Annotated in this window: 20 protein-coding genes and 2 pseudogenes; 17 read left to right on the forward strand and 5 right to left on the reverse strand. The window is 73.5% G+C overall.

The annotated features are described in order from the left end of the window. Positions 1–504: 504 nt before the first annotated feature. The gene (locus QF030_RS32385; RefSeq protein WP_307166117.1) at positions 505–1,599 is read right to left on the reverse strand and encodes a carboxylate-amine ligase; all 1,095 of its coding nucleotides are present in this window, start codon (positions 1,597–1,599) and stop codon (positions 505–507) included. Positions 1,600–2,251: 652 nt separating this feature from the next. On the opposite strand from QF030_RS32385, the gene QF030_RS32390 reads away from it, so the two are divergent. The 4 genes from QF030_RS32390 (at position 2,252) to QF030_RS32405 (ending at position 6,307) form a co-directional block, all read left to right on the forward strand. Beyond that, positions 2,252–2,836 (forward strand): GAF and ANTAR domain-containing protein, encoded by a 585-nt coding sequence (locus QF030_RS32390; RefSeq protein ID WP_307166118.1) that lies wholly within the window; start codon positions 2,252–2,254, stop codon positions 2,834–2,836. 205 nt (positions 2,837–3,041) lie between these two features. Further along, the gene (locus QF030_RS32395; protein ID WP_373428930.1) at positions 3,042–4,220 is read left to right on the forward strand and encodes a PP2C family protein-serine/threonine phosphatase; all 1,179 of its coding nucleotides are present in this window, start codon (positions 3,042–3,044) and stop codon (positions 4,218–4,220) included. A gap of 82 nt (positions 4,221–4,302) precedes the next feature. Next, complete coding sequence (locus tag QF030_RS32400; protein WP_307166120.1) at positions 4,303–4,713, forward strand: STAS domain-containing protein; 411 nt, start codon at positions 4,303–4,305, stop codon at positions 4,711–4,713. Positions 4,714–5,032: 319 nt separating this feature from the next. Then, positions 5,033–6,307, forward strand: a complete 1,275-nt coding sequence (locus QF030_RS32405) for a cytochrome P450 (RefSeq protein WP_307166121.1) — start codon at positions 5,033–5,035, stop codon at positions 6,305–6,307. A gap of 117 nt (positions 6,308–6,424) precedes the next feature. Here QF030_RS32405 and QF030_RS32410 read toward each other — a convergent pair whose 3' ends face one another. Further along, on the reverse strand, positions 6,425–7,459 hold the full coding sequence (locus QF030_RS32410) for a DNA topoisomerase IB (protein WP_307166122.1): 1,035 nt from the start codon (positions 7,457–7,459) through the stop codon (positions 6,425–6,427). Between the two features lie 277 nt (positions 7,460–7,736). On the opposite strand from QF030_RS32410, the gene QF030_RS32415 reads away from it, so the two are divergent. From QF030_RS32415 to QF030_RS32475, 13 genes and pseudogenes are all read left to right on the forward strand, one after another. Further along, the gene (locus QF030_RS32415) at positions 7,737–8,222 is read left to right on the forward strand and encodes a hypothetical protein (protein WP_307166123.1); all 486 of its coding nucleotides are present in this window, start codon (positions 7,737–7,739) and stop codon (positions 8,220–8,222) included. A gap of 227 nt (positions 8,223–8,449) precedes the next feature. Then, positions 8,450–9,159: pseudogene (locus QF030_RS32420) on the forward strand (NAD-dependent epimerase/dehydratase family protein); the annotation flags it as partial. A 180-nt stretch (positions 9,160–9,339) separates the two neighbouring features. After that, positions 9,340–10,971 (forward strand): carbamoyltransferase family protein, encoded by a 1,632-nt coding sequence (locus QF030_RS32425; RefSeq protein WP_307166124.1) that lies wholly within the window; start codon positions 9,340–9,342, stop codon positions 10,969–10,971. A 3-nt stretch (positions 10,972–10,974) separates the two neighbouring features. After that, on the forward strand, positions 10,975–11,973 hold the full coding sequence (locus QF030_RS32430; protein WP_307166125.1) for a glycosyltransferase family 2 protein: 999 nt from the start codon (positions 10,975–10,977) through the stop codon (positions 11,971–11,973). Next, a complete protein-coding gene (locus tag QF030_RS32435; protein WP_307166126.1) occupies positions 11,970–12,560 on the forward strand; it encodes a D-glycero-alpha-D-manno-heptose-1,7-bisphosphate 7-phosphatase in 591 nt (196 codons plus the stop codon). The genes QF030_RS32430 and QF030_RS32435 overlap by 4 nt, the downstream gene beginning before the upstream one ends. Next, a complete protein-coding gene (locus QF030_RS32440) occupies positions 12,557–13,546 on the forward strand; it encodes a glycosyltransferase family 9 protein (RefSeq protein WP_307166127.1) in 990 nt (329 codons plus the stop codon). The genes QF030_RS32435 and QF030_RS32440 overlap by 4 nt, the downstream gene beginning before the upstream one ends. Beyond that, positions 13,543–14,499 carry a glycosyltransferase gene (locus tag QF030_RS32445; RefSeq protein WP_307166128.1) on the forward strand — a complete coding sequence of 319 codons (957 nt, stop codon included), beginning with the start codon at positions 13,543–13,545 and terminating at the stop codon, positions 14,497–14,499. The genes QF030_RS32440 and QF030_RS32445 overlap by 4 nt, the downstream gene beginning before the upstream one ends. Then, positions 14,496–15,713, forward strand: coding sequence for a glycosyltransferase (locus QF030_RS32450; protein WP_307166129.1), 1,218 nt, complete (start codon positions 14,496–14,498; stop codon positions 15,711–15,713). Before QF030_RS32445 ends, QF030_RS32450 begins: the two co-directional genes overlap by 4 nt. Next, positions 15,713–16,315 carry a D-sedoheptulose-7-phosphate isomerase gene (locus QF030_RS32455; RefSeq protein ID WP_307166130.1) on the forward strand — a complete coding sequence of 201 codons (603 nt, stop codon included), beginning with the start codon at positions 15,713–15,715 and terminating at the stop codon, positions 16,313–16,315. The genes QF030_RS32450 and QF030_RS32455 overlap by 1 nt, the downstream gene beginning before the upstream one ends. Before the next feature lie 2 nt (positions 16,316–16,317). Further along, complete coding sequence (gene rfaE2 / locus QF030_RS32460) at positions 16,318–17,742, forward strand: D-glycero-beta-D-manno-heptose 1-phosphate adenylyltransferase (protein WP_307166131.1); 1,425 nt, start codon at positions 16,318–16,320, stop codon at positions 17,740–17,742. Next, on the forward strand, positions 17,739–18,698 hold the full coding sequence (locus QF030_RS32465) for a glycosyltransferase family 9 protein (protein WP_307166132.1): 960 nt from the start codon (positions 17,739–17,741) through the stop codon (positions 18,696–18,698). Before rfaE2 ends, QF030_RS32465 begins: the two co-directional genes overlap by 4 nt. Further along, on the forward strand, positions 18,695–19,561 hold the full coding sequence (locus QF030_RS32470; protein ID WP_307166133.1) for a glycosyltransferase family 2 protein: 867 nt from the start codon (positions 18,695–18,697) through the stop codon (positions 19,559–19,561). The genes QF030_RS32465 and QF030_RS32470 overlap by 4 nt, the downstream gene beginning before the upstream one ends. Continuing rightward, positions 19,558–20,455 (forward strand): annotated as a pseudogene (locus QF030_RS32475) (glycosyltransferase family 2 protein). Before QF030_RS32470 ends, QF030_RS32475 begins: the two are co-directional and overlap by 4 nt. A gap of 319 nt (positions 20,456–20,774) precedes the next feature. Here QF030_RS32475 and QF030_RS32480 read toward each other — a convergent pair. The 3 genes from QF030_RS32480 to QF030_RS32490 form a co-directional block, all read right to left on the reverse strand. Continuing rightward, positions 20,775–21,083: a hypothetical protein gene (locus QF030_RS32480; protein ID WP_307167762.1), complete on the reverse strand. Its 309-nt coding sequence runs from the start codon at positions 21,081–21,083 to the stop codon at positions 20,775–20,777. Between the two features lie 188 nt (positions 21,084–21,271). Beyond that, positions 21,272–21,763, reverse strand: coding sequence for a hypothetical protein (locus QF030_RS32485; RefSeq protein ID WP_307166134.1), 492 nt, complete (start codon positions 21,761–21,763; stop codon positions 21,272–21,274). Further along, entirely contained in the window at positions 21,760–24,249 is a 2,490-nt protein-coding gene (locus QF030_RS32490) for a molybdopterin oxidoreductase family protein (protein ID WP_307166135.1), read from the reverse strand. Before QF030_RS32490 ends, QF030_RS32485 begins: the two co-directional genes overlap by 4 nt. Positions 24,250–24,256 lie beyond the last annotated feature (7 nt).

A 24,256-nucleotide genomic window follows, 5' to 3' on the forward strand; every position in this document is an offset into this window, starting at 1 on the left:
CCCTGCACGGCAGGGCGAGGATGTCCGCCGATACCCGAAAGAACGAGGACGGAGCGCGATGTCGAATCCACAGCAACCAGAGATACGGCGTAGCGACAAGGGTGCGAGCACCCCACAGGACAGCCGGGAGCTCAAGGCGTCGCAGGAATCGCAGCACGGGGGCAGGGCCCATGGAACGGACCGGGGCGACAAAGGCGGCGGTGAGGGCGGTGGCACACCGCCGGCGCAACGTCCGGACCATCCTGAGTAAGTGAGAGCGGTCACCGGCGAGGGGCCGTACCGTCCACCGACCGCAGGGGGGCGGCACGTCCCCTCGCGGTCACAGAGCGCACCGATCGACGATCCCCGCGTGTGAGCCCGCGGGGCCCGTCGATCCGCTGATCACGGATTCTCGCGTGTGAGCCCGCCCGGCCCGTCAGCCACCTGGTCCGCTGGTCCGCTGGTCACGACGATTCGAGCCGGATCCAGATTGATTTCGGTCTCCCCGAGATCCACGCACCCGGGTCATGGCGTGCCGCACTCGCTGATGATCAGGCCGATGACCGCCCCCAGACCGCCGTCGGACAGGGCGGATCGTTGGCGGTCCGCCCCGGTACCGTGCTGCAGCAGCCGGTGGACGAGACTCGTCACCTCCCGGCTGTCGCCGGTCGCTTCCAGTGCGGGAGCGACGTGGCGCAGGAGCTGGCACAGCACGTCACCTGCGCGGTGCCGACCGCCGCTCGGGTCGATCAAGGTGTCGCTCAGGCCATGACGGGCCGCGTGCCACATGCCGGCCCGCAGCAGCTCCGGCGCGCAGTCCGGCACAGCAGCCCCGGCGACCGCCTCCCCCAGGGCGGTCTCCACGAGTGCTCGAACCAGACCGGCGAACATGACCGCCTCGTCCACGCGCAGCTGCACGTCCAGGCACCGCACCTCGATGGTGGGGTACCGCTCCGAGAGGCGGGCCTGCCAGTACAGCTGCCCGGTGTCCGAGATCAGGCCGCTCTCCAGCAGTCGCTGGACCCGCCGGTCGTAGTCGGCCTCGTCATGGAAGTGCGGAGGCAGGCCGCTGACCGGCCAACGGCTGAAGATCACGGTGCGCCAGCTGGCGAAGCCGGTGTCGTGGCCGTCCCACAGCGGGGAGTTGGCCGACATCGCCGTCAGCGTCGGCAACCACACCCGGATCCGGTTCAGAACCTGCACGCCCGCCTCGCGGCCGGGCACGGCGACGTGGACATGCATCCCGTTGACCAGCTGCTCCGCCACCAGCTGGGGCGCCTGCGCCGCCATGGCCCGGTAACGGGCCCGGTCGGTGACGGCCACGGGACGACGGTGGCGCTGCGGCGGCGTGGCGCAGGCCGCGATCCGGCAGCCGTGCGCTTCGGCGGCCGCCCCGACGGCATGCCGCAGACGCAGCAGATGCCCCCCTACCTCCTCCAGAGTGCCGCACACCGGCGTGGCCACCTCGACCTGCGTCTGCAGCAGCTCGCACTGCACCTCGTGGTCGGCCATGAGACAGGCGGCCTCCGTTGCCCTGCGCACCTTCTCCACCTGCGGCACCGGAAGGCCCGTGACGGGGTCGATCAGCAGATATTCCTCTTCCACACCGATCGTCGTCATCAGAGGCCCTCTGCTTCGCTCGCTGCCGTGCTGCACGATGCACCTGGCCCGAGTGCCGCAACCGATTCACCACAAACCCGACATGAAGGAGTGCGGGGCGCGGGCATGGGGTGTGGTGAACCACCCGGCATGTCGTCGTCGTGCCCGGTGAGCACGCCCGACATGGCTGTGCCGGCAGGTTGCTGACCGTCGGTGAGCAGCGCGGGTGATCCTGCGGCAGGCGCCCCCCCCGACCCGCCCCCGGCCCTCGGCGTCGACCCGCCCCCGGCCCTCGGCGCCCCCGCCCTCGGCGTCGACCTGCCCGACGTGCTCCCCTCACTCGCGGAGAGCGTGCGTGCGGTGCCGGGGACGCGGGCAGTGACCCGGCCCGCGTCGGTGAGCCGTCGGCCCGTCGGAGGCCCGCCGGGTCCGGTCTCACCCCGAGCGCGGGGACAGCGCTCGCGTCCATCCTTCCGGGCGGTTTCCACCTCTCCCGCCCGGGCACTCCGAGACAGTCACGAGCAGCCGACGTCGGGGAGGACCGCGGTGGGGGAACGACGATCCAGAGCGGCACAGACGGTCATGCGCGTCGTCCGCTCCACCCCCTCGTCCGAAATGCCCCGGGCCGTGTGCCGGGCGGTGCGTGAGGTCCTGGCGGTGGACGGGGCGACGGGTGTCGCTGCTGACGGACACGCCCTCACGGCAACTGCTGTGCGCCTCGGACGCGACGGCTCTGCGCCTGGAGGAGATCCAGTTCACTGTCGCGGAGGGCCCCTGCATCGCCGCCGCGGCAAGCGGCACACCGGTCCTGGTGGAGGACCTGCGCGAAGAGCTCCCTCGTTGGCCCTTCTTCAGCGCGAGCACGGCCGAGCAACTCCCGGAAGTGAGAGCCGTCTACGCCCTTCCTCTGCGGCTCGACGACGAGACGCTCGGCTCCATGAACCTGCTCCGACGCCGCGAAGGCGGCCTCGACGCCCCGGCGGTACGTGAGGCCCAGCAGGTCGCCGACGCCGTGGTCGAAGCCCTGCTCTCGACGCACACCGAACTGCTGACCGGCAGCGCGGCCCCGGCCTGGGAACCAGCCGACGTGATCCGGTCCCACTGGTCCTCGACCCACCAGGCCATCGGAGTCGTCGCGGCACGCCTCGGCATCAGCATCAGCGACGCGCTCGCCCACATGCGCGCGGAGGCTTTTCGCACCGGACAGACACTCGCCGAGATCACCGCAGCCGTCCTGAACCGGCCACCCCGCAAGTAGTGCCCCCCGATGTACCCGACGCGACACCGGCGGGCTCCGGCTCACTGGACCGACTGATCGGGGGTAGCCGGTAGGCGGCCCGCCGTGGACGAGGCGAAGCTGTGCGCGGGGCCGTGTGCCCGCAGGGGCCGTGGCGGCCCCGGACCAGGAGGAGGTTCACCTCGTGACCGCATACGCGAAGGTGGCGAGCGCGCTCACCGACCTCATGCTGGTCAGCCATGTCGCGGCACTGGAGGACCTGCCCGAGATGGTGGCCGCGCACGTTGACCCGGTGGGCCTTCACGACGTGGCCTTCTTCGTGGTGGACCTGCAGGGAAAGATCTTGCGCCAGGTGACCGGCAGGGGACCCGACGCCGCAGAGGGCGGCCTGCAGTTCATGGTGCACGGCACCGTGGCCGGCCTGGCCTTCCAGCGCGTGGACCTCGTCACGGAACCGGACGGGACGGGCAGGCGGAACCTGCGCCGGTGGTGGGTGCCGATCACCGACGGTGTCGAGCGCCTCGGCGTGCTGCGCGCGGACACCACGGACGACGACGAGTCGGTCCGCAACGCGCTGCGGGCCCTGGCGTCCATGGTGGCGCTGCTGCTGCTGAGCAAGCGGTCCCACAGCGACTCCTACGCCCGCCTGATCCGTACGGCGCCGATGAGCGTGGCCGCGGAGATGCAGTGGCATCTCACCCCGCCCTCGGCCTTCGCCGGCCGTACCTCCACCGTCGGCGCCGCGTCGGAACCGGCGTACGAGGTCGGCGGGGACGCCTTCGACTACGCCGTCGCCGACGACACCCTGCACCTGTCCATCTTCGACGCCATGGGACACGACGCCACCGCCGGGCTGACGGCCAACATGGCGGTCGCCACCTGCCGCAACGCCCGCCGCCAGGGCGCCGGCCTGGTGGACACCAGCCAGGCGGTGGAGGAGGCCCTCGTCGAGCAGTTCGGCACCAGCCGCTACGTCACCGGCATCCTCGCCGACCTGGACCTGACCACCGGCCGACTGGAGTGGATCAACCGTGGCCACCACCTGCCGGTACTCATCCGCGACGGGCGGTGGCCGAGCGAGTTGCAGTGCCCTCCGGCCGGACCCATGGGAGTCGCCCTGGGCCTGCCGGTGACCGTCTGCCACGAACAGCTCCAGCCCGGTGACCGGCTGCTGCTCTACACGGACGGGGTCGTCGAAGCCCGCAACAGCAGGGGTGAGCTGTTCGGTCTCGACCGCTTCGTCGACTTCGTCGTGCGCCATCACGCCGACCGCCTCACCGTCCAGGAGACACTGCGCCGCCTCACCCACGCGGTCCTGGACCATCACGACGGACGACTCGATGACGACGCCACCGTCCTGCTGGCCGAATGGCGCGACACCGGCCAGGACGCCCTGACGCCCTGATGCCCTGATGCCCTGATGCCCTGACACGGTGCCGTCGCAGCGGCGCGGCGCTCGTCCGAGAGGCTGACAGAGAGGAGAGGCGATGCCCGGCCATCGCGACGACGGGCACGAGAACCCGGACCTGCTGGAGGTGCACACCCGTCCGCTGCACGACGGCAGCTTCCTGCTGACCGTGACCGGCGTGCTCGACCACCACACCGCCGACCGCCTCACCGACGCACTCCGGCCGGTCCTGCGTGCCGAGGCCCCCACCGTCCTGCTCGACCTGTCCGGAGTGTCCTTCCTCGACTCCACCGGCCTGACGCGGCTCCTCATCGCCAGCCGAGCCGCCGGAAGCGCCGGTGGCCGCCTTCTCCTGGTGACCCCCAGCCCGCCGGTCCGGCACATGCTGGAGATCACCGGCATCGACCAGGTCATCTCCAGTCATCCCGGCCCCGACGCCGTTCCGGCGCCGGCAGACGGCGAGACCGAGCAGCGGGGACGACAGGGATGAGGGCGCTGGTGCAGCGATGACAGGGTGCGCCTTCGGCGGCGCCCGGATCGAGGCGTTCGGCCGGTCGGCCGGGGACACCACCCGGCCCCGGCCGACCGGACCGAAGTGCGCCGCTGCGGTGGCCCGCGCCGACGCCCGCACCGGCGACAGCTCCAGCACGCCGGGGAGAGCCGGCACGCCATCGGCGAGGCCATGCGTGGCACGCACTCGGCCGTCCGGCGGACGCCCGGTTTCTCGCGGAGCGACAGGGCACTCCCGGTTCGGGTGAGCGTGCGCGGGCCCGCGTTTCCGGTGGGCGGTGGCGGGGACCCAAGGATCCATGAATCAGAATCCTCGGGCCCCGATCGTCGACAGCTCACTCGCCGTCCTCGCCAAGGGGTATGCGTGGCTGCCGGACCGCCGGCGCCGTACCGCCGGCCCTCTCGTGCGGGCCCGGCTGATGGGACAGCACGCCGTCGCCCTGCACGGCCCGGAAGCGGTGCGGTTCTTCTACGACGAGCGGCATGTGGAGCGTGGGACGGCGCTTCCCGGGCCGGTGCTGAGCACCCTGTTCGGTCATGGAGCCGTGCACACCCTGGACGGGCAGGCCCACCGGGTGCGCAAGGGGATGTTCCTGTCGCTGCTCACCGGCCCCGAAGCGGTCGCCGGCGTGGTGGAACGCGTCGCCGCGGCGTGGGACGAGGCCGTGGAGTCGTGGCCCGGCCGTCCGTCGGTCGTGCTGTTCGACGAGGCGAGCCGGGTGCTCACCCGAGGCGTCTGCCAGTGGGCCGGGATCCCCCTGGACGACTCGGACTCCGTCGCCCGGGACCTGGTCGCCATGGTCGACGGCTTCGCCACGCCGGGACCGCGCCACTGGCGGGCTCGCGGCGCGCGGGCCCGGTGCGAGGCCTCGCTGGGACGCCTGGTCGAGGACGTGCGGGAAGGCACGGTCACCGCACCGGCCGGGTCGGTGCTGGAAGAGATCGTCCGGCACCGGGACGCCGACGGCGAGTTCCTCGACCCGCACACCGCCGCGGTGGAACTCCTCAACGTCGTCCGTCCCACTGTGGCGGTGTGCTGGTTCGTCGCCTACGCCGGTCACGCCCTGCGCGCCAGGCCCGACGTCCGGGAGCGGCTGCGACAGGACGATCCCGCGTACGCCGTGGCGTTCGCCCATGAACTGCGGCGCTTCTACCCCTTCGCCCCCTTCCTCGGCGGCCGGGCCGTCAAGGACCTGGAGTGGCGGGGAGAGCCGATCCCGTCCGGCGCGCTGATCCTGCTCGACCTGTACGGGCAGAACCACGACCCCGACCTGTGGGACGAGCCGTACGCCTTCCACCCGGACCGCTTCCTGAACCGGCCCCCTCACCGCGACGAACTCGTCCCGCAGGGCGGCGGCGACCGCACCGCCGGCCACCGCTGCCCCGGCGAGGACATCACGATCGCTCTGCTGGGAGCCCTCGGGCCACGGCTGGCACGGCTGGAGTACGACGTGCCCGAACAAGACCTGCGGATCCCCCTGAACCGCATGCCGAGCCGCGTACGCAGCGGGTTCGTCATCGAATCCGTCCGTGTTCCCGCGCCGGTCCACGGCGCGGCACGGGCGGCGGGCTGACGGTCGGCGTCCGGGCGCCGACCGGCCGCGCCGGGCGCTGTCGAGGAACGCAGCGGACCGGGTCGACGCACCGTCTCGCAGGCGTCCCCGAGGAGAGGAGGAGACGACCGCGCTCCTCTACGCCTCCTCGGGCGCGTGTCCGTCACGGAGCATGCGCAGCACAGCCCGTTCGCCGGGTCCCTGGGTCGCGGGGATGCCGTACGCGCCCTCGTCGCCGAGGTGGGGCAGCGCGGCTGCCACCGTCACGCCCTCCTCGTACAACTCGATGACCCGCGGGTTGATGTAGGAGGCCCGGCAGACGGCCGGCGTGTTGCCGAGATAGCCGGACACCTCGCGCACCGTCCGGGCGATGGCACGGCGCCGGGCGGTCTCGCTGCGTGCGACGGGCTGTGAGACGGCCAGCGCGACGGCGGCCAGGACGGTCGCGTGCCAGGTCCGGAAGTCCTTGGCGGTGATGTCGAGACCGGTGAGTTCCTTGAGGTACGCGTTGACGTCATGACCGCTCACGTCGTGCCAGGCTTGCCGGTCCCAGTAGGCCAGGAGCCGTTCACCGCCGCCCCGACGCCGCAGCAGCGCGGTGAGACTGCGGCAGGCGGCGGGGTCCGCGATGGTCTGGATGATCTCCTTGCCGTGCTTGCCGGTGTAGGCGAACAGGATCGCGCCGGCCTGGCAGCGGGAGTGCTCCCGCAGCAGCGTGGTGAGACCGTAGCTGTTGTTCACTTCGGTGTAGCGGTCGCTGCCGATGCGGAAGAAACCGAGGTCGAGCAGGCGCACGGCGGTGGCGAGGACTCGCTGCCGGGTCAGTCCGCGGTCCTGCAGATGTCCCTCGACGGCCTCCCGTACCGCGGGCAGGGACTCGGCCACCTCGAGCACGTGCTCATGCTTGGCGTGCTCCTGCTCCGCACGGAAGCGCGGGTGGTACAGGTACTGGCGGCGTCCGGCGGCGTCGGTGCCGACGGCCTGCAGATGTCCGTTGCGCCGGGTGCAGATCCACACGTCCCGCCAGGCCGGCGGAATGACCAGCTCTCGGATACGGGCCAGCTCGTCGGGGTCGCGCAGGGGCTCACCGCGGGCGTCGACGTAGCGGAAGCCGCGTCCGTGGCGCAGGCGGCGGTATCCGGGGTCAGTGGGACGGCTGTGGTGAAGACGCACTCCAACCTCCTTGGACGCACCTGCCGCGAGGGACGTCCCGATGCGTACGGTGCACGGCCTGGCGCCCGGTGCTCGGCCGGCGCGTGCTCCTCTTCCTTCTACCCCGGAACCCGGCTTCCGAGGGGAGCCGGCCCGAAGACCAGGCGGATGACGCCGGTGGGGTCCGGGTACTCGTGGAGCCTTGCGCATGGGCCTTCCGGAGGTCCGCACGCGCACAGGGGCGAGGTGGCGAGGTGGCGTTGTCACTGCCTTCCGACGAATGTGAGGAGATGCACCGATGAGCGAGCAGACGCCTTCCGCGGAAGAGCCGGACAGGTATGCCCGGGCGCGGAGCGAAGAGGAGCCGGGGGCTCATTCCGGTGGGGAGAGCCAGGCGCGGGAGCGGGTCCTGCCGGGCACGGCGAGTGCTGCCGAGGGCTACCCGTCACGGAACGGAACGGGAACGGCGCAGGGCGACCCTCTTGCCGGTGTCGAGGAGTCCGCGCCGGCCGCACAGAATGACGAAGGGTCCGGACCGGTCACGCGGGAGCATGTGCGCGAGTTGCTCGAAGCCCGTGACGACGGGCCGGTCCTCGTCGTTCTGGAGGGCCGGGCCCACGTGGTACCCGCCGACGACCTCGGGTCCGACCGTTACGCCGGCGCCCTCGAGGTCGTCTCCGGCGAGAAATTCAACCGCCAGGCGACGCCGGGCGGCCACTCCGAAGGCGAACTTGACGCCCTGGCCGCCACTTTGAACACCCTGGTGTCGAAACTCGGCGCCTGACACCCCGGTCCCCACCCTGCCCGCTGCCCCGCGCGGGTACGTCGCAGAGGGCGTCGACGAGCGCGTCGACGCCCTCGGTCGCGTTCGCGCGGAAGCCGCTGTCCGGCAGCTCCACGCCGCCGTTCCGGCACGGGGCGGGCGCGTGGTACGCCGCCAGGACGTCCAAGGCGGTCCGCCGGTCGGCCGGGATGAGGCTCCGCCGATCGGCCGGGATCCGGGCGGTCCGGCCGACGTGCCGACTCCGCCTCCCGTCGACTCCCGCCGCGGGGAGTCCCGCCCCCGCCTCCGCCCGAGGCCGGCTGGCGCTGGAACGGGCCCGGGCCGACGGCGCCCGGTTCCTTCTCGCCTCCACCTCCGAGGTGTACGGCGACCCGCTGGAGCACAGCGCGAGACGTACTGGGGCAACGTCAACCCGGTCGGCCCGCGCAGCGTCTACGACGAGTCCAAGCGCTTCGCCGAGGCCCTGGTCACCGCCCACCGGCAGGTGCACGGCACCGACACCGCCATCGTCCGCATCTTCAACACCTACGGCCCGCGCATGCGCACCGGCGACGGCCGCGCCGTCCCCGCGTTCATCTCGCAGGCCATGGACGGCATACCGCTGACCGTCGCGGGTGACGGCAGCCAGACCCGCTCGCTGTGCTACGTCGACGACACCGTGGACGGCGTCCTGGCCCTGGCGGCCTCCGGGGAACCCGGCCCGGTCAACATCGGCGGCGGCGTGGAGATCACCGTGCTCGACCTCGCCCGGCGCATCGTCGAGATCACCGGTTCCTCCTCCCGCATCCGGTTCGTCGAACGTCCGGTCGACGACCCCGGTCGGCGCCGCCCCGACACCCGGATGGCCCAGGAGCGGCTCGGCTGGCAGCCCCGCGTGGACTGGACCGAGGGCCTCGGGCGGACGATCGGCTGGTTCACGCGCTCCGAGGCCGCCTGAGCAGCGCTCGGAGCGTGAACGCGGCTTCCGCGGCAGCGACATATTTCGTAACAAAAGACCACTTCACGTGAGACGTCTGGCCTATCACGGGATGAGCTGTCTCTACATGTTTGAGACAACTGCAGTGCGGCACTCGCTGAAACCAGAGTGACGTCGCACGCCGCCCGGGACGGAGCACCCATGCGCATTCTTGGAATCAACGCCCTGTTCCACGATCCGGCCGCCGCCCTGGTCATGGACGGTCGTACGGTCGCCGCCGCCGAGGAGGAGCGTTTCAGCCGCCGTAAGCACGGCAAGCGACCGGTGCCGTTCTCCGCGTGGGAGCTGCCGGAGCTGTCCGCGCGCTGGTGTCTGGAGCACGCCGGGGTCCGGCCCGAGGAGCTGGACGCGGTCACCTACTCCTACGACCCCAAGCTCGCCCGGCCCGCCTCCGACATGGGCCTGGACGACCCGTGGGACCCGTTGCGCCAGGACTACGCCCGCCGCGCCCCCGAGTTCCTCGCCGAGGCGCTGCCCGGTCTGGACCCCGAGCGGGTCGTCTTCGTCCCGCACCATGTCGCGCACGCCGCCTCCGCCGGACGCGCCACCCCGCACCCCGACAGCGCGGTGCTCGTCCTGGACGGCCGCGGCGAGAGCGCCTCCCACCTGGCCGGGCGTTACGACGACGGCAAGCTCGACACGCTCTTCACACAGCCGCTGCCCCACTCGCTGGGGCTGCTCTACGAGGACCTGACCGCTCACCTGGGCTTCCTGCGCAGCAGCGACGAGTACAAGGTGATGGCGCTGGCCTCCTACGGCAAGCCCCGCTTCCTGACCCGACTGCGGGAGTACGTGCACGCCACCGGCGACGGCGGTTTCCGCGCCCACGGCGTCGACTGGACCGCCCTCGCCCCGCCCCGCGGCAAGAACGAACCGTGGAACCAGGACCACGCCGACCTGGCCGCCAGCACCCAGGCCGTCCTCGAAGAGGTCCTGCTCGACCTCGTGCACTGGCTGCACCGCGAGGCCGGCGGTGAGGCCCTCGCCCTGGCCGGCGGGGTCGCCCTCAACTGCGTCGCCAACTCCAAGATCGCCGCGCGCGGCCCGTACCGGCAGGTGTGGGTGCAGCCCGCCGCCGGGGACGCCGGGACCGCGCTCGGCGGCGCGCTGCACCTGGCGGAGAACCCGGAGCCGATGCCCGGCGCCGACCTGGGCCGCGGCTGGAGCGACCAGGAGATCCGCGCCTGGCTCCAGGAGGCCGGCGTCCCGTACGAGGAGCCCGCCGACATCGCCGAGGCGGTCGCCGAGGAACTGGCCCGGGACGGGGTCGTCGCCTGGTTCCAGGGCCGCAGCGAGTACGGGCCGCGGGCCTTGGGCCACCGTTCCCTGATGGCCCATCCGGGCCGCGCGGAGAACCTGGAGCGGCTGAACCGGGTCAAGGGGCGCGAGGAGTTCCGGCCGGTCGCGCCCATGGTGCTCGCCGAACGCGCCCACGAGCTGTTCACCGGGCCGCTGCCCAGCCCGTACATGCTGTTCGTGCACGACGTCGCCGCCCGGTGGCGCGACCGTATCCCGGCCGTGGTGCACGTGGACGGCACCGCCCGCATCCAGACCGTCGACGCCGGTCAGGAGCCGCTCGTGGCGCGGATGCTGACCGCGTTCGAGCAGCGCACCGGGCTGCCCGTCGTCGTCAACACCAGTCTCAACACCGCCGGTCGGCCCATGGTCGACGACCCGCGCGACGCGCTGGAGTGCTTCGGCTCCGCTCCCGTGGACCTGCTCGCGATCGGCCCCTTCGCGGTGCGCCGGGGCGCGATGTTCGGGAGGGCCTGACACATGACCGGTTACGCCGTCGTCATCCCCACGCTGGTGCGCGACACCCTCGCCGACTGCCTCGCCGCGCTCGTCTCCGCGACCGGTCCGAAGCCGGAGGAGATCGTGCTCGTCGACGACCGGCCCGAGCCCGACTCCGACGCTCTGGAACGTCCGCTGAGCGTCCTCGGCGAGCTGCGCGAGCGCACCCTGGTGATCCACAGCGGCGGGCGCGGGCCCGCCGCCGCCCGCAACACCGGGGCACGTGCGGTCACCGCGCCCTGGATCGCCTTCCTCGACGACGACGTGCAGGTCGGACCGCACTGGTGCGACCAGCTCGCCCAGGACCTGGAAGAGGCGGGCCCCGAGACCGGTGGCGTGCAGGGCGTGATCGCCGTGCCGCTGCCGGGCGAGCGCCGGCCCACCGACTGGGAGCGCGGCACCGCCGGTCTGGCGCAGGCTCGCTGGATCACCGCCGACATGGCCTTCCGCGCCGAGGTGCTGAAGCAGGTCGGCGGCTTCGACGAGCGGTTCCGGCGGGCGTTCCGCGAGGACGCCGATCTCGCCCTGCGGGTACTGGACGCGGGGTGGCGGATCCGGCAGGGCCGGCGCACCACCCGCCATCCGGTGCGGCCCGCCGACCGCTGGGTGTCGCTGCGCGCCCAGCGCGGCAACGCCGACGACGCCCTGATGCGGCGCCTGCACGGACCCGACTGGTGGCACCGGGCGCTGGCTCCGCGTGGCCGTCTGCGTCGGCATGCCACGATCACGGCAGCCGGCCTGGGCGCCTGTGTGCTTGCGGTCGCGGGTCGCCGCCGGGGTGCCGCGGTGGCCGCTCTGGGGTGGGCGGCGGGCACGGGTGAGTTCGCCTGGGCGCGTATCGCGCCCGGTCCGCGTACCCGGCATGAGGTGAACACCATGCTGGCGACGAGTGTGCTGATTCCGCCCGCGGCCACCTGGCACTGGGTCAGCGGCCTGTGGCGTCACCGCGGTGCCGCCTGCTGGCGGGAGGTGGCGCCGTGAACGGGATCGACCTGGTGCTCTTCGACCGCGACGGCACGCTCGTCCATGACGTTCCCTACAACGGCGATCCGGAGCTGGTCCGTCCGGTGGACGGGGCCCGTGAGGCGCTCGGTCTGCTGCGTGCCCGGGGTGTCGGGACCGGTGTGGTGACGAACCAGTCGGGCGTCGCGCGTGGGCTGATCTCCACCGCCGATGTCCGCCGGGTCAACGAGCGGGTCGGTGAACTGCTGGGTCCCTTCGACGTGTGGGCCGTCTGCCCGCACGGTCCCGAGGAGGGCTGTGCCTGCCGCAAGCCCCGGCCGGGCATGATCCTGTGGGCCGCCGGCCGGCTGTGTACCGCGCCGGAGCGGATCGCCGTGATCGGCGACATCGGCGCCGACGTGGAGGCCGCCCGCCGGGCCGGCGCCCTGGGCGTCCTCGTCCCCACCGCGCAGACCAGGCCCGAGGAGATCGCCGCCGCCGAACATGTGGCGGCCGACTTGCTGACGGCGGTGCGCGCGCTGCTGTCCGGACGGCCGCTCGGGCGGGTCATCGCGGACGAGGGACCTGTCGAGGCCGCCTACGACGTCACCGGGAGGGGCCCGTGAAAGCCCTGGTCGTCCGTTTGGACGGTTTCGGTGATGTGCTGCTGGCCGGGCCGGCTATCCGTGCTGTCGCGGCCCGTGCCGAGCATGTGACGGTGTTGTGCGGCCGGCTGGGCGCGTCGGCGGCTCGTATGCTGCCGGGCGTCGACGACGTCCTGGTCTGGGACGCGCCCTGGGTGGGTTTCACGCCCCCGCCGGTGGGGCGTGGTGAGGTGGGGCTGCTCCTGGACGCGATCGACGCGGACGCGGCGCTGGTGCTGACCTCCTTCCACCAGTCGCCGCTGCCCGCCGCTCTGCTGCTGCGCCTGGCCGGGGTGGGCTTCATCGCGGCGGACAGTGTCGACTACCCCGGCTCACTGCTCGATGTGCGTCATCAGCGTGATCCGCACGCCCATGAGGCGCGGGCGGCCCTCGATCTCGCCGAGGCGGCCGGGTTTCCCTGTGGGGACGACGGTCTGCTGCGCGTGCTGGGCCCGCCGGGGGCGGTCCGGCTGACCGGTCCGCAGCCGTATGTCGTGCTGCATCCCGGGGCCAGCGTCCCGGCCCGGGCCTGGAGCCGTCGGCGGTGCGCCGAGGCGGTGCGTGAACTCACCGCGGCCGGACACCGCGTCGTGGTGACCGGCGGCCCGGGAGAGCGTGAGCTGACCGCGTATGTGAGCGGTGAGCACGGTCTCGACCTGGGGGGCCGTACCGACGCCGGGGAACTGGCCGGTGTGCTCGCCGGGGCGCGGGCCGTCGTCGCCGCCAACACCGGGCCCGCCCACCTCGCCGCCGCCGTCGGCACGCCGGTGGTGTCGCTGTTCGCCCCGGTCGTGCCGGCCGGACGCTGGCGCCCCTACGGCGTGCCCTACGTCCTGCTCGGCGACCAGGACGCGCCCTGCGCGGACAGCCGCGCCCGCACCTGCCCGGTGCCCGGGCACCCGTGCCTGGAGTCGGTGAGCGCCGAGGATGTGGTGGCCGCCGTGGAGAAGGTGATGGTCGCGCAATGAGAATCCTGATCTGGCACGTGCACGGCTCCTGGACGACCGCCTTCGTCCAGGGCCCCCACACCTACATCGTCCCCGTCACCCCCGACCGCGGCCCCGACGGGCTCGGCCGGGCCCGCACCTTCGACTGGCCGGATTCGGTGGTCGAGCTCGCTCCGGAGCGGCTGCGGGACGCCGGCATCGACGTGGTGATCCTGCAACGCCCGCACGAGTACGCCCTGGTGGAGCAGTGGCTGGGCCGGCGTCCGCCCATGGTGTATCTGGAGCACAACGCCCCCCACGGCTCTCCCGGCGTGCCGGACACCCGCCACCCGGTCGCCGCTGTGCCGGGGGTGCCGCTGGTCCATGTCACCCACTTCAACCGCCTGATGTGGGACGCCGGGAGCGCCGACACCACCGTCATCGAGCACGGCATCGTCGACCCGGGCCCCTTGTGGAGCGGTGAGATCCCGCACGCGGCCGTCGCCGTCAACGAGCCGGTCCGGCGCGGCCGCACGACCGGCACCGACCTGCTCCCGGTCTTCGCCCGGGCCGCTCCGCTGGACGTGTTCGGCATGGGCACCGACGGCCTCGCCGACCACCTCCATCTGCCGCCCGGGCGCTGCCGCTCGCACGAACTCGTCCAGCGGGACCTGCATTCGGCGATGGCCCTGCGCCGCCTCTACCTGCACCCGGTGCGCTGGACCTCTCTCGGCCTGTCCCTGCTGGAGGCCATGCACCTGGGCATGCCCGTGGTCGCCCTGGCCACCACCGAGGTCACCGAAGCGGTCCCCCCGGACGCCGGAGTGGTCTCCAACCGCATCGACGTCCTGACCGACGCCGTCCGCGACTTCCTCGCCGACCCGCTGCACGCCCGCCAGGTCGGCGAGCGCGCACGCGCCGCGGCGCTCGCCCGCTACGGGCTGCCCCGCTTCCTGGACGACTGGGAGCGGCTGCTGAAAGAGGTGACCCGATGAGGATCGCCATGGTGTCCGAGCACGCCAGTCCGCTCGCGGCGCTGGGCGGTGTCGACGCCGGCGGCCAGAACGTCTACGTCGCCCGTCTGTCGGAGGAGTTGGCGCGGCGCGGTCATGAAGTCACCGTCTACACCCGGCGGGATGCGGCCGCTCTGCCCGACCGGGTGCCGCTGCCCGGCGGCGCCGTCGTCGAGCACGTGCCGGCCGGGCCGCCCGAGGCCATACCCAAGGACGCCCTGTTCGAGCACATGCCCGCCTTCGCCGCCCACCTGTCCCGGGCCTGGCGCCGGGAGCGGCCCGACGTGGTGCACGCCCACTTCTGGATGTCCGGCATGGCCGCCCAGCTCGGCGTCCAGCCGCACGGCATACCGGTCGTGCAGACCTTCCACGCCCTGGGCACCGTCAAGCGGCGCCACCAGGGCCGGGACGACACCAGCCCCGTCGAGCGCGTCGGCATCGAGCAGCAGATCGGCCGCACCTGCGAGCGGGTACTGGCGACCTGCACCGACGAGGTGCACGAACTCGCCGCCATGGGCGTCTCCCCGCGCAAGGTGTCCGTCGTGCCCTGCGGCGTCGACGCCGACCGCTTCCACCCCAGGGCGGACACCGCCGACACCCCGGCGCGCGGGCAGCGCCACCGGCTGCTCTCCTGCGGCCGGCTGGTCCCCCGCAAGGGCCACGACCGGGCGATCCGCGCCCTGACCCGCATCCCGGACACCGAACTCCTCATCGCCGGCGGCCCGCCCTCCGACAAGCTGCACACCGAACCCGAAGCCCAGCGCCTGCTCCGACTGGCCGAGGAACAGGGCGTGGCCCACCGCGTGCGCCTGCTCGGCGCCGTCGACCCGCACCGGATGCCCGCACTCATGTGCAGCACAGACCTCGTCCTGTGCACACCCCTGTACGAGCCGTTCGGCATCGTTGCACTGGAAGCCACAGCCTGCGGCACACCCGTCGTCGCCACCGACGTCGGCGGCCACCGGGACACCGTCGCCGACGGCCACACCGGACGACTCGTGCCACCGGACGACCCCACCGCGATCGCCGACGCCGTCCACGACCTGCTCACACACGAGCCCACACGCCACCGCTTCGGCGCCACCGGCCGCGAGCGCGTGCTCGCCCGCTACACCTGGCAGCACGTCGCGGACGGCGTCGAACAAGTCCACCGGCAGACCGCCCTTGGCCATGAACTGCGTACGGAGGTCGCCTGATGAGCACCCACGCCGCATCGTCCGTCACCGCGCACTGCGACGAACTGCTCGACGCCCTGGTCCGGTTCCGGGAACGGGCCCATCTGACCGAGCGGTGGGGCGAGCGACTGGCTGCCGTCCTCAGCGGCGGCGGACGCCTGCTGGCCGCCGGCAACGGCGGCAGCGCGGCACAGGCCCAGCACCTGACCGCCGAACTCGTCGGCCGCTACCGTGACGACCGCCCGCCGTTCTCCGCGCTCGCGCTGCACGCCGACACCTCCTCCACCACCGCCATCGCCAACGACTACGGCGTGGACGAGGTGTTCGCCCGTCAGGTCCGCGCCCACGGCCGCCCCGGCGACATCCTGCTGCTGCTGTCGACCTCCGGCGCCAGCGCCAACCTGCTGTCCGCCGCCGACGCGGGGCGCGCGGCGGGCCTGACGGTGTGGGCGCTGACCGGCCCGGCCTCCAACCCGCTGACCGCCGGCAGCGACGAGGCCCTGTGCGTGTCGGGCTCCTCCACCGCGACCGTCCAGGAACTCCATCTGGTGGCGGTGCACATGGTGTGCGAGGCGTTCGACGCGGCGGTGGAGAGGGCGGCAGCGGAGAGGAACGGGAGGTGACCATGGCAGGCTCCGGATCCGGCAGGTCCGCCCTCGTCGTGGTCGGCGACGCCCTGCTCGACCGCGACCTCACCGGTACCGCCGACCGGCTCGCCCCCGACGCGCCCGTACCGGTCGTCGCGGAGCACGCGCGGCGGGCGCGGCCCGGCGGCGCGGCTCTCACGGCCTGCCTCGCGGCGGCGGACGGCCGGGACGTCACCCTGATCACCGGGCTCGGCGACGACCCGGCCAGCGAAGAACTGCGCCGACTGCTCGACGGCCGGGTGAAGGTGATCGGCCTGCCGCTCACCGGTGCCCTGCCGGAGAAGACCCGCGTCCTGGCGCAGGGCCACCCGGTCGTGCGGCTGGACCGCGGCGACGGCCGCGTCCGCGCGGCCACCGAGGAGGCCCGCGAGGCGGTCCGCGCGGCCCGGGCGGTCCTGGTCTCCGACTACGGCCGGGGCGCGGCCGACGCCCTGCGCGACGTCCTGGCCCAACGCCCGCCGCTCGTCTGGGACCCGCACCCGCGCGGCGGACCGCCGGTACCGGGAACCCGGCTGGCGACTCCGGCCCGGTCGGAGGCGCGGGCGTTCGCGACGGGCGCCGGGGACCACCACACCACCCAGGCGTCGGGCAGCGACCTGCGCGTCGCCGCCCGCGAGGCCGCCGCGCTCGTACGGCACTGGCGGGTCGCCTGCGTCGCGGTGACCATGGGCGCGCGCGGCGCGCTGCTGTCCTACGGCGACCATCCCCTGCTCGTCCCGGCGCCCGCCGCCCACCACGGCGACCCCTGTGGCGCCGGCGATCGCTTCGCCGCCACGGCGGCCGGTCTGCTGGCGGACGGGACGCTCGTCGGGGAGGCGGTGGAAGGCGCCGTCGCCGCCGCGAGCGAGTTCGTCGCCGCGGGCGGCGCGGGCGCACTGGCCGACGGAGCCTTCCCCGAGGCGGACTTCCGCCCGTCCGGCGAGGAGGGGGCGGGCTCCGACGCGGCCCCCGACCCGCACGCCGTGATCGCCCGGGTGCGGGCCGCCGGCGGTGCCGTCGTGGCCGCGGGCGGCTGCTTCGACCTGCTGCACGCCGGGCACGTCGGCCTGCTGCAGGCGGCCCGGCGGATCGGCGACTGCCTCGTCGTGTGCCTCAACTCGGACGCGTCGGTGCGGCGCCGCAAGGGCGAGGGCCGTCCCGTGAACCCGCTCGCCGACCGGATCCGCGTCCTGCTCGCCCTGCAATGCGTCGACGCGGTGGCCGTGTTCGACGAGGACACACCGGAACGGCTGCTGGCCGAGCTGCGCCCCGACGTCTGGGTCAAGGGCGGCGACTACACCGGCGCCGACCTGCCCGAGGCGGCGCTGCTGCAGGAATGGGGCGGGCAGGCGGTGCTGCTGCCCTACCTCGCCGGGCGGTCCTCGACCACGCTCCTGGACCGGGCGGCGGAGGGTTCCCGATGACGGGCCCCCGCCTGCTCGTCCTGCGCGCTCTCGGCCTGGGTGACCTCCTGGCCGGGGTGCCGGCCCTGCGCGCCCTGCGACGGGCCTTCCCCGGCCACGAACTGGTGCTCGCCGCCCCCGCCGAACTCGAACCGGTGGCGGCGGCGACCGGAGCCGTCGACCGGCTGCTGCCCGCCTCCGCCCCCGGCCGCGCCGTACCGCGCACCCTCGACTGGGCCGGTCCGCCACCCGACATCGCCGTCGACCTGCACGGCAACGGCCCGCCCAGCCACCGCCTGCTCCAGTCGCTGCGCCCGCTCCGCCTCTTCGCCTTCGCCCACCCGGACACCCCGGAGATCGACGGTCCCCGCTGGTGGGCGGAGGAACACGAGCGGGACCGCTGGTGCCGTTTCCTGGAGTTCTACGGCGTCCCCGCCGACCCGGCCGACCTACGACTGCCCCGCCCGCCGGGCGCCTCCCCCGCGCCGGGGGCCGTCGTCCTGCACCCGGGTGCCGGGGCGCCCTCCCGATGCTGGCCCGTCGACCGCTACGCAGCCGTCGCCACCGCCCTGCGCGAGCGCGGCCACCGGGTCGTGGTCACCGGAGGAGCGGGCGAGGACGACCTCGTGGCCCGTCTCGCCAAGCAGGCGCGCCTGCCCGACACCGACACCTTCGGCGGCGGCCTCCCCTTCGACCGGCTCTCCGCGCTGGTGGCCGACGCCTCCGCCGTCGTCAGCGGCGACACCGGCATCGCCCACCTCGCCGTCGCCCACGCCACCTGCTCGGTGACCCTGTTCGGTCCGGTCCCGCCGAGCCGCTGGGGCCCGCCGCCCGCCCCGCGCCACCGAGTGCTGTGGCATCCCGGCCAGGACGGCGACCCGCACGGCCGCCGCACCGACCCGGCACTGCTGCGCATCGCCACCGAAGACGTACTGCACGCCCTCGACCGGCTCGACGAACTCAGCGACACGCCATGAACCAAGCGCCCGTAGGCATCGTCATCGCCACCCGCAACCGGTCGGCGAGTCTGGCCCGCACCCTGCAACGGCTCCTGGCCCTGCCCGAGCAGCCGGAGATCCTCGTCGTCGACAACGCCTCCACCGACGACACCCGCGCCCGGCTCGCCCGCGACTTTCCCACGGTCCGCGTGCTGTCCCTGCCGGTCAACCGGGGCGCGATCGCCCGCACCGACGGCGTACGCGCCCTGCGCACCCCCTACGTCGCCTTCAGCGACGACGACTCCTGGTGGGCGCCCGGCGCCCTGGAGCTCACGGCCAAGCTGATGGACAGCCACCCACGCCTCGGCCTGATCTCGGCCGCCACCCTGGTCGGCCCCGCCGAGGACCCCGACCCCCTCAACGACGTCCTCGCCACCTCCCCGCTCGGTCCGGCTCGGGACCTGCCCGGCACCCAGGTCCTCGGCTTCCTCGCCTGCGCCTCCGTCGTCCGCCGCGAGGCGTACCTCGACGCGGGAGGCTTCCATCCCCTGCTGTTCTTCGGCGGCGAGGAGACCCTCCTCGCCTACGACCTCGCCGCCCGCGGCTGGGGCGTCACCCACTGCCCCGACGTCGTCGCCCACCACCATCCGGACCCGGCGCCCCGCGACGGCCGCCCGGCCGTCCAGCGCCGCAACGAACTCCTCACCGCCTGGCTGCGCCGCCCCCTGCCCCACGTCCTCGCCCGCACCCGCGACCTGGCCGCCGACGCCCGCCGCGACCCGACCGCCCGGCAGGCCCTGCGCGAGACGCTCACGCGGCTGCCGGCCGCCCTGCGCGCCCGCCGCGCCCTGCCCCCGCACCTGGAACGGGCCGCCCGCATGCTGGACGGAGCACAGCCGTGACCGACCCCCGCACCACCGTCGTCGTCATCACCCACAACCGCCGCCCCGAACTCCTGCGCACGCTCGGCCACTTGACGGAACTGCCCGAGCGGCCCCCGGTGATTGTCGTCGACAACGCCTCCAGCGACGGGACCGCCGACGCGGTCGCCCGTCTCCACCCCCGGGTACGGCTGCTGTGCCCGGGCCGCAACCTCGGCGCCGTCGGCCGCAACCTGGCCGTCCGCGAGGTCCGCACGCCCTACGTGGCGTTCTGCGACGACGACTCCTGGTGGGCGCCCGGCTCACTGTCCGGCGCCGCCGACCTGCTGGACCGGTATCCGGCGCTCGCCACCGTCACGGCCCGCATCCTGGTCGAACCGGGAAGCACGGAGGACCCGATCAACGACGAACTGCGCGACTCGCCCGTGCCCGCTCCGGACTGGTTGCCCGGACCCGCGCTGGGCTCCTTCCTGGCCGCCGCCACCGCCTTGCGCACCGACGCTTTCCGCGCCGCGGGCGGCTTCCACCCCCGGCTCTGGCTGGGCGGCGAGGAGGAGCTGCTCGCCGCCGACCTGGCGGCCAACGGCTGGTGGCTGACGTACGCCGAGCATCTGACGATCCATCACCAGCCCTCGGCGGTACGGGACTCGACGCTGCGCCGGGCGCACGGCATCCGCAACACGCTCTGGTTCACCTGGCTGCGCCGCCCGGGCCGGACCCGCGCTGCGCCGCACCGTGTACCTGGCCCGCACGGTCCCCCGGGACACCGTGTCCCTACGGGCCTTCGCGGAGGCCGCGGCCGCTCTGCCATGGGTGCTGCGCGAGCGCCGGGTGCTGCCGACGGAGGTCGAGGCGCGGATGAGGATCCTGGAGGAGGCGCAGCAGCGCTCGGCCGCCCGCCGTTACGTGGGCTGAGGCCCGCGGGACCAGGTGGGGACCAGGGCGTACGAGGGGGCGGGGCCGCGCTCGGCGTCCCCGCCCCCGTTCGCGGACCCTCCGTGGACACCTGGTCGGTCCGTGGAGACCCGGTCGGCCCGTGCTCTCCGGGCGTTCGCCCTCCGGGCCCCGGCCCCGCTCCGTGCGCGGGCCGCGGCTCCGGTGCTCCGGCTCCCGCCGCAGGGACTCGTCGGCGACCGCGTTGGCGTCCTGGTCGGAGATCCCCGACCGCTCCGCCCCCTTACGCCGCCTCGCCCGCCGGGTGTCGTACGTCTTGCTCCGGGTTCCGGCATGGTGATCACCTCCTGGGACCGGGTGTCCCGCGCTCTGCGGGGACTGACGCCGAAGGCTCCGTCCAGCGGCACAGCAACCGGAACGCCGCGTACAGCGTCACGGGCCAGACGGCAGCGAACGCCCAGATCACGCCGGGTTCGGAGGTGGAGATGCCGGACACCATGAGTCCCACGGACAACGCGAGCAGCAGGGCGACGGCCCACGGACGCGGCGTGCAGGACACCAGTCGGGACGGCATGGACCTCCCACGCTGCCGGCTCAGCCTGCGCAGCCGCCGTGCCAGGCGGCGGTCCCGGCGCAGAGCGCGCTCCATCTCCTCCAGGATGCGCCGCTGCTCATGATCGGGGATTCGACCGATCGCCACTGTCACTCCTCTGCGGCCGCGGGAACTTCTCCCCGGGTGCCCGGCCGTCCGGCCGGCCAACCGGCGCCGCACCCGGCCGGTCGACCTGTCACGGCAGCCTTGTGCGCCGCTCGATCCGGGTCAGGGCCGGCTGACGGCTAGAGGCTGGTCAGGATCTGCGCCGAGATGTTCTTGATCATGGTGTTGGACCAACGCATCTGCCGCAGGGTCTGCGGGTGGCAGGAGGAGACGAGCGCCAGCAGCCGGTCGTCCTTGGCGGCCTGCGCCGCCTGGGCGAGCATCTCCCAGTGCAGCGAGTTCTCGGTCGCTCCCAGATGCAGCTCCCGCAGGTCGCGCAGCAGGAGCAGACCGGGCTCGGGACGACGGCCCACGGCATCCGCCGCCTTCTCCCTGAGCGTCGCCAGGACCCCCGAGTCGGACGGGTGGGGCGGGTCACCGAGCTTCACGCCGTAGTGGTGACCGGTGTCGGTCAGTCGCTGGACGTGTTCACGGGACCAGACGGCCAGGTCGGTGGCGACGTGGTGGACCTCGTGCTCGGTGCGATGACGTTCCGCCACCGCGACCAGGTGCCGGGCGAGATGCTTCTCGCCGTGGTGCAGCACGCGCAGGGTCAGGGTGATGCCGTTCACCGGCTTCCCTCCTCACGGCCGTGCCAGGGGGCGCCGTCCGACTGCGCGACACTCGCCGAAGGGCCGCCCGCCGTCGCGGTGACGCCGCCGCTGCGTGACGGCACGGATGCGGTGGTGGTCGGCGCGGGGGCGGCCCGGCCCCCACCGCGTTCGACGAGGGTGAGAGCCGCCGCGGCGGTCTTGAACAACGGCTGCTTGGAGACCGGGTCCCAGTCGGTCACGGTCGTCTCGTTGGCGGCACGCCCGGGCGTGCTCCCGTCCGGGCCCTTGCCGCCGGGGGTGTCCCAGTAGCCGTAGTGGAACGGCACGAACAGCAGGCCGGGCCGGATGTCGGTGACCCGGACCCGTCCCCGCAGCGCGCCGCGGGGCGTGGCCACCTCCACGAGATCGCCCTCGTTCAGGTCCCGCTCGTCCGCGTCGGCGACGGACACCTCCACCCATACGTCGGGCGCGGCGGCGTTCAGCTGCGGGACCCGCCCGGTCTTGGTCCGGGTGTGGAAGTGGTAGATCGTCCGCCCGGTGGTGAGCTGGAACGGGTACTCCGCGCCGGGCTCCTCGTGCGGCGGCAGATAGGCGGCGGCCTTGATCATCGCCTTGCCGTCCGGATTGAGGGAGCGGTACTCCACCACGCTGTCCGACGCTCCGGTGACCAGATCCTTGCCGTACGTCTCGCACCGGTCGGGGTGCGCCCAGCTGATGCCGTCGGTGTAGAGACGTTCCGTGCCGTCCGGTGCGTCCTCGTTGCACGGCCACTGGATGCCGCTCGGACCGCGGAGCTTGCCGTAGGTGAGGCCGGTGTAGTCGCACGGCCGGCCGGCGCTGCACCGCTTCCACGCCTCGAACGCCGACTCCGGGTCGTGCCAGTGGACCAGCGGGCCCCCGTCCTTGTCCCGGAAGTCCATGCGCCGGGCGTAGTCGAGGAAGATGTCCAGGTCCGGCCTGGCCTCGCCCGGCGGGTCGACGGCCTTGTCGGACAGGTGCACGGTGCGGTCGGCGTTCGTGAACGTCCCGGTCTTCTCACCCCAGGTCGCGGCGGGCAGCACCACGTCGGCCAGCTGGGCCGTCTCGGTCAGGAACAGGTCCTGCACCACGACGAACAGCCGCTCCTGGGAAAGGATCGAGCGGATACGGGACAGCTCGGGCAGGGAAACGGCGGGGTTGGTGCCGCTGACCCACAGCATGCGGATCGAGCCCTGTTCGGCGTAGCGGAACATCTGCATCGCGTGGGTGGGCGGCGCGTAGTGCGGGATCTGCTTCGGGTCGACGTTCCACACCTTCGCCAGGTCGGCGACGTGCTGGTCGTTCTCCCAGTTCCTGAAGCCCGGCAGGTCGCCGTTGGCGCCGCACTCCCGGGTGTTCTGCGCGGTGGGCTGGCCGTTCATCTGCAGCACACCCGCTCCCGGCCGGCCGAGCATGCCCCGGATCAGGTGGATGTTGTTGATCTGCACGGCCGCCGCGGTGGCCTGGTGGGACTGGTACACGCCCTGCAGGACCGTCGACAGCAGCCGGTCGGCCGAACCCAGGATCTCGGCCGCCTCGGCGATGCGCGCGGCCGGAACGTCGCAGATGCCGGCCGCCCACGCGGGAGTGCACTCTGCGACCCGGGCTTCCAGCTCCTCGAAGCCGACGGTGTGCGCCTCGACGTACGCGTGATCGACCCGGCCGGTGCGGATGATCTCGTGCAGCAGCGCGTTGAGCAGCGCCACGTTCGTGCCGCCCCGCGGAGCCAGGTGCACGGTGGCCCGGCGCGCCACCTGCGTCGGCCGCGGATCCACGCAGACGAGCCGGGGCGGATCGGCGCCCTCGAGCCGGTCCAGGACCCGCATCCACTGCACCGGCTGCGTCTCGGCCAGGTTGTGCCCGAAGAGGGCGATGGCGTCCGCGTGATCGATGTCGTCGTAACTGCCGGGCTGCCCGTCACAGCCGAAGGACTCCTTGAGCGCCTCGGCGGCCGTGGACGTGCAGAGCCTGGTGTTGCCGTCCAGGTGATTCGTCCCGATCCCGGCCCGGGCCAGCACCGCCAGCGTGTAGTACTCCTCGAGGAAGAGCTGGCCGGTGGTGTAGAAACCGATCGAACCGGGGCCCTTCTCCTGGAGAAGCGACCGCGACCGGGACACGATCCGGTCCATCGCGGTCGCCCAGTCCGTCTCGACCAGGCGGCCGCCCCGGCGGACGAGCGGCCGGGTGAGCCGGCCGGAAGAGGCGTTGGCCTGCCAGCCGAACAGGTCCTTCGGCCCGAGACGGCCGTGATTCACCCTGTCCTGCGCACGCCCCCGTACGCCGACCATGCGACCGTCCACGACCGCGATGTCCATCGCGTCGCCGTCGGAGTGCAGAATCGACGCGGCCCGCACCCAACGCTGCACGTCATCCGGTGCGACGCCCTCCTCGAGGTGAGTGTCCACCCGCGCGGGCCACACCTCGTGCCGCCCGTACGGAGTGCGGCCGCCCCACGGCTGCGCGATGCGGTCCACCGAAGCGTCCATGCCGCAC

Source organism: Streptomyces rishiriensis, assembly GCF_030815485.1.
GTDB lineage: Bacteria > Actinomycetota > Actinomycetes > Streptomycetales > Streptomycetaceae > Streptomyces > Streptomyces rishiriensis_A.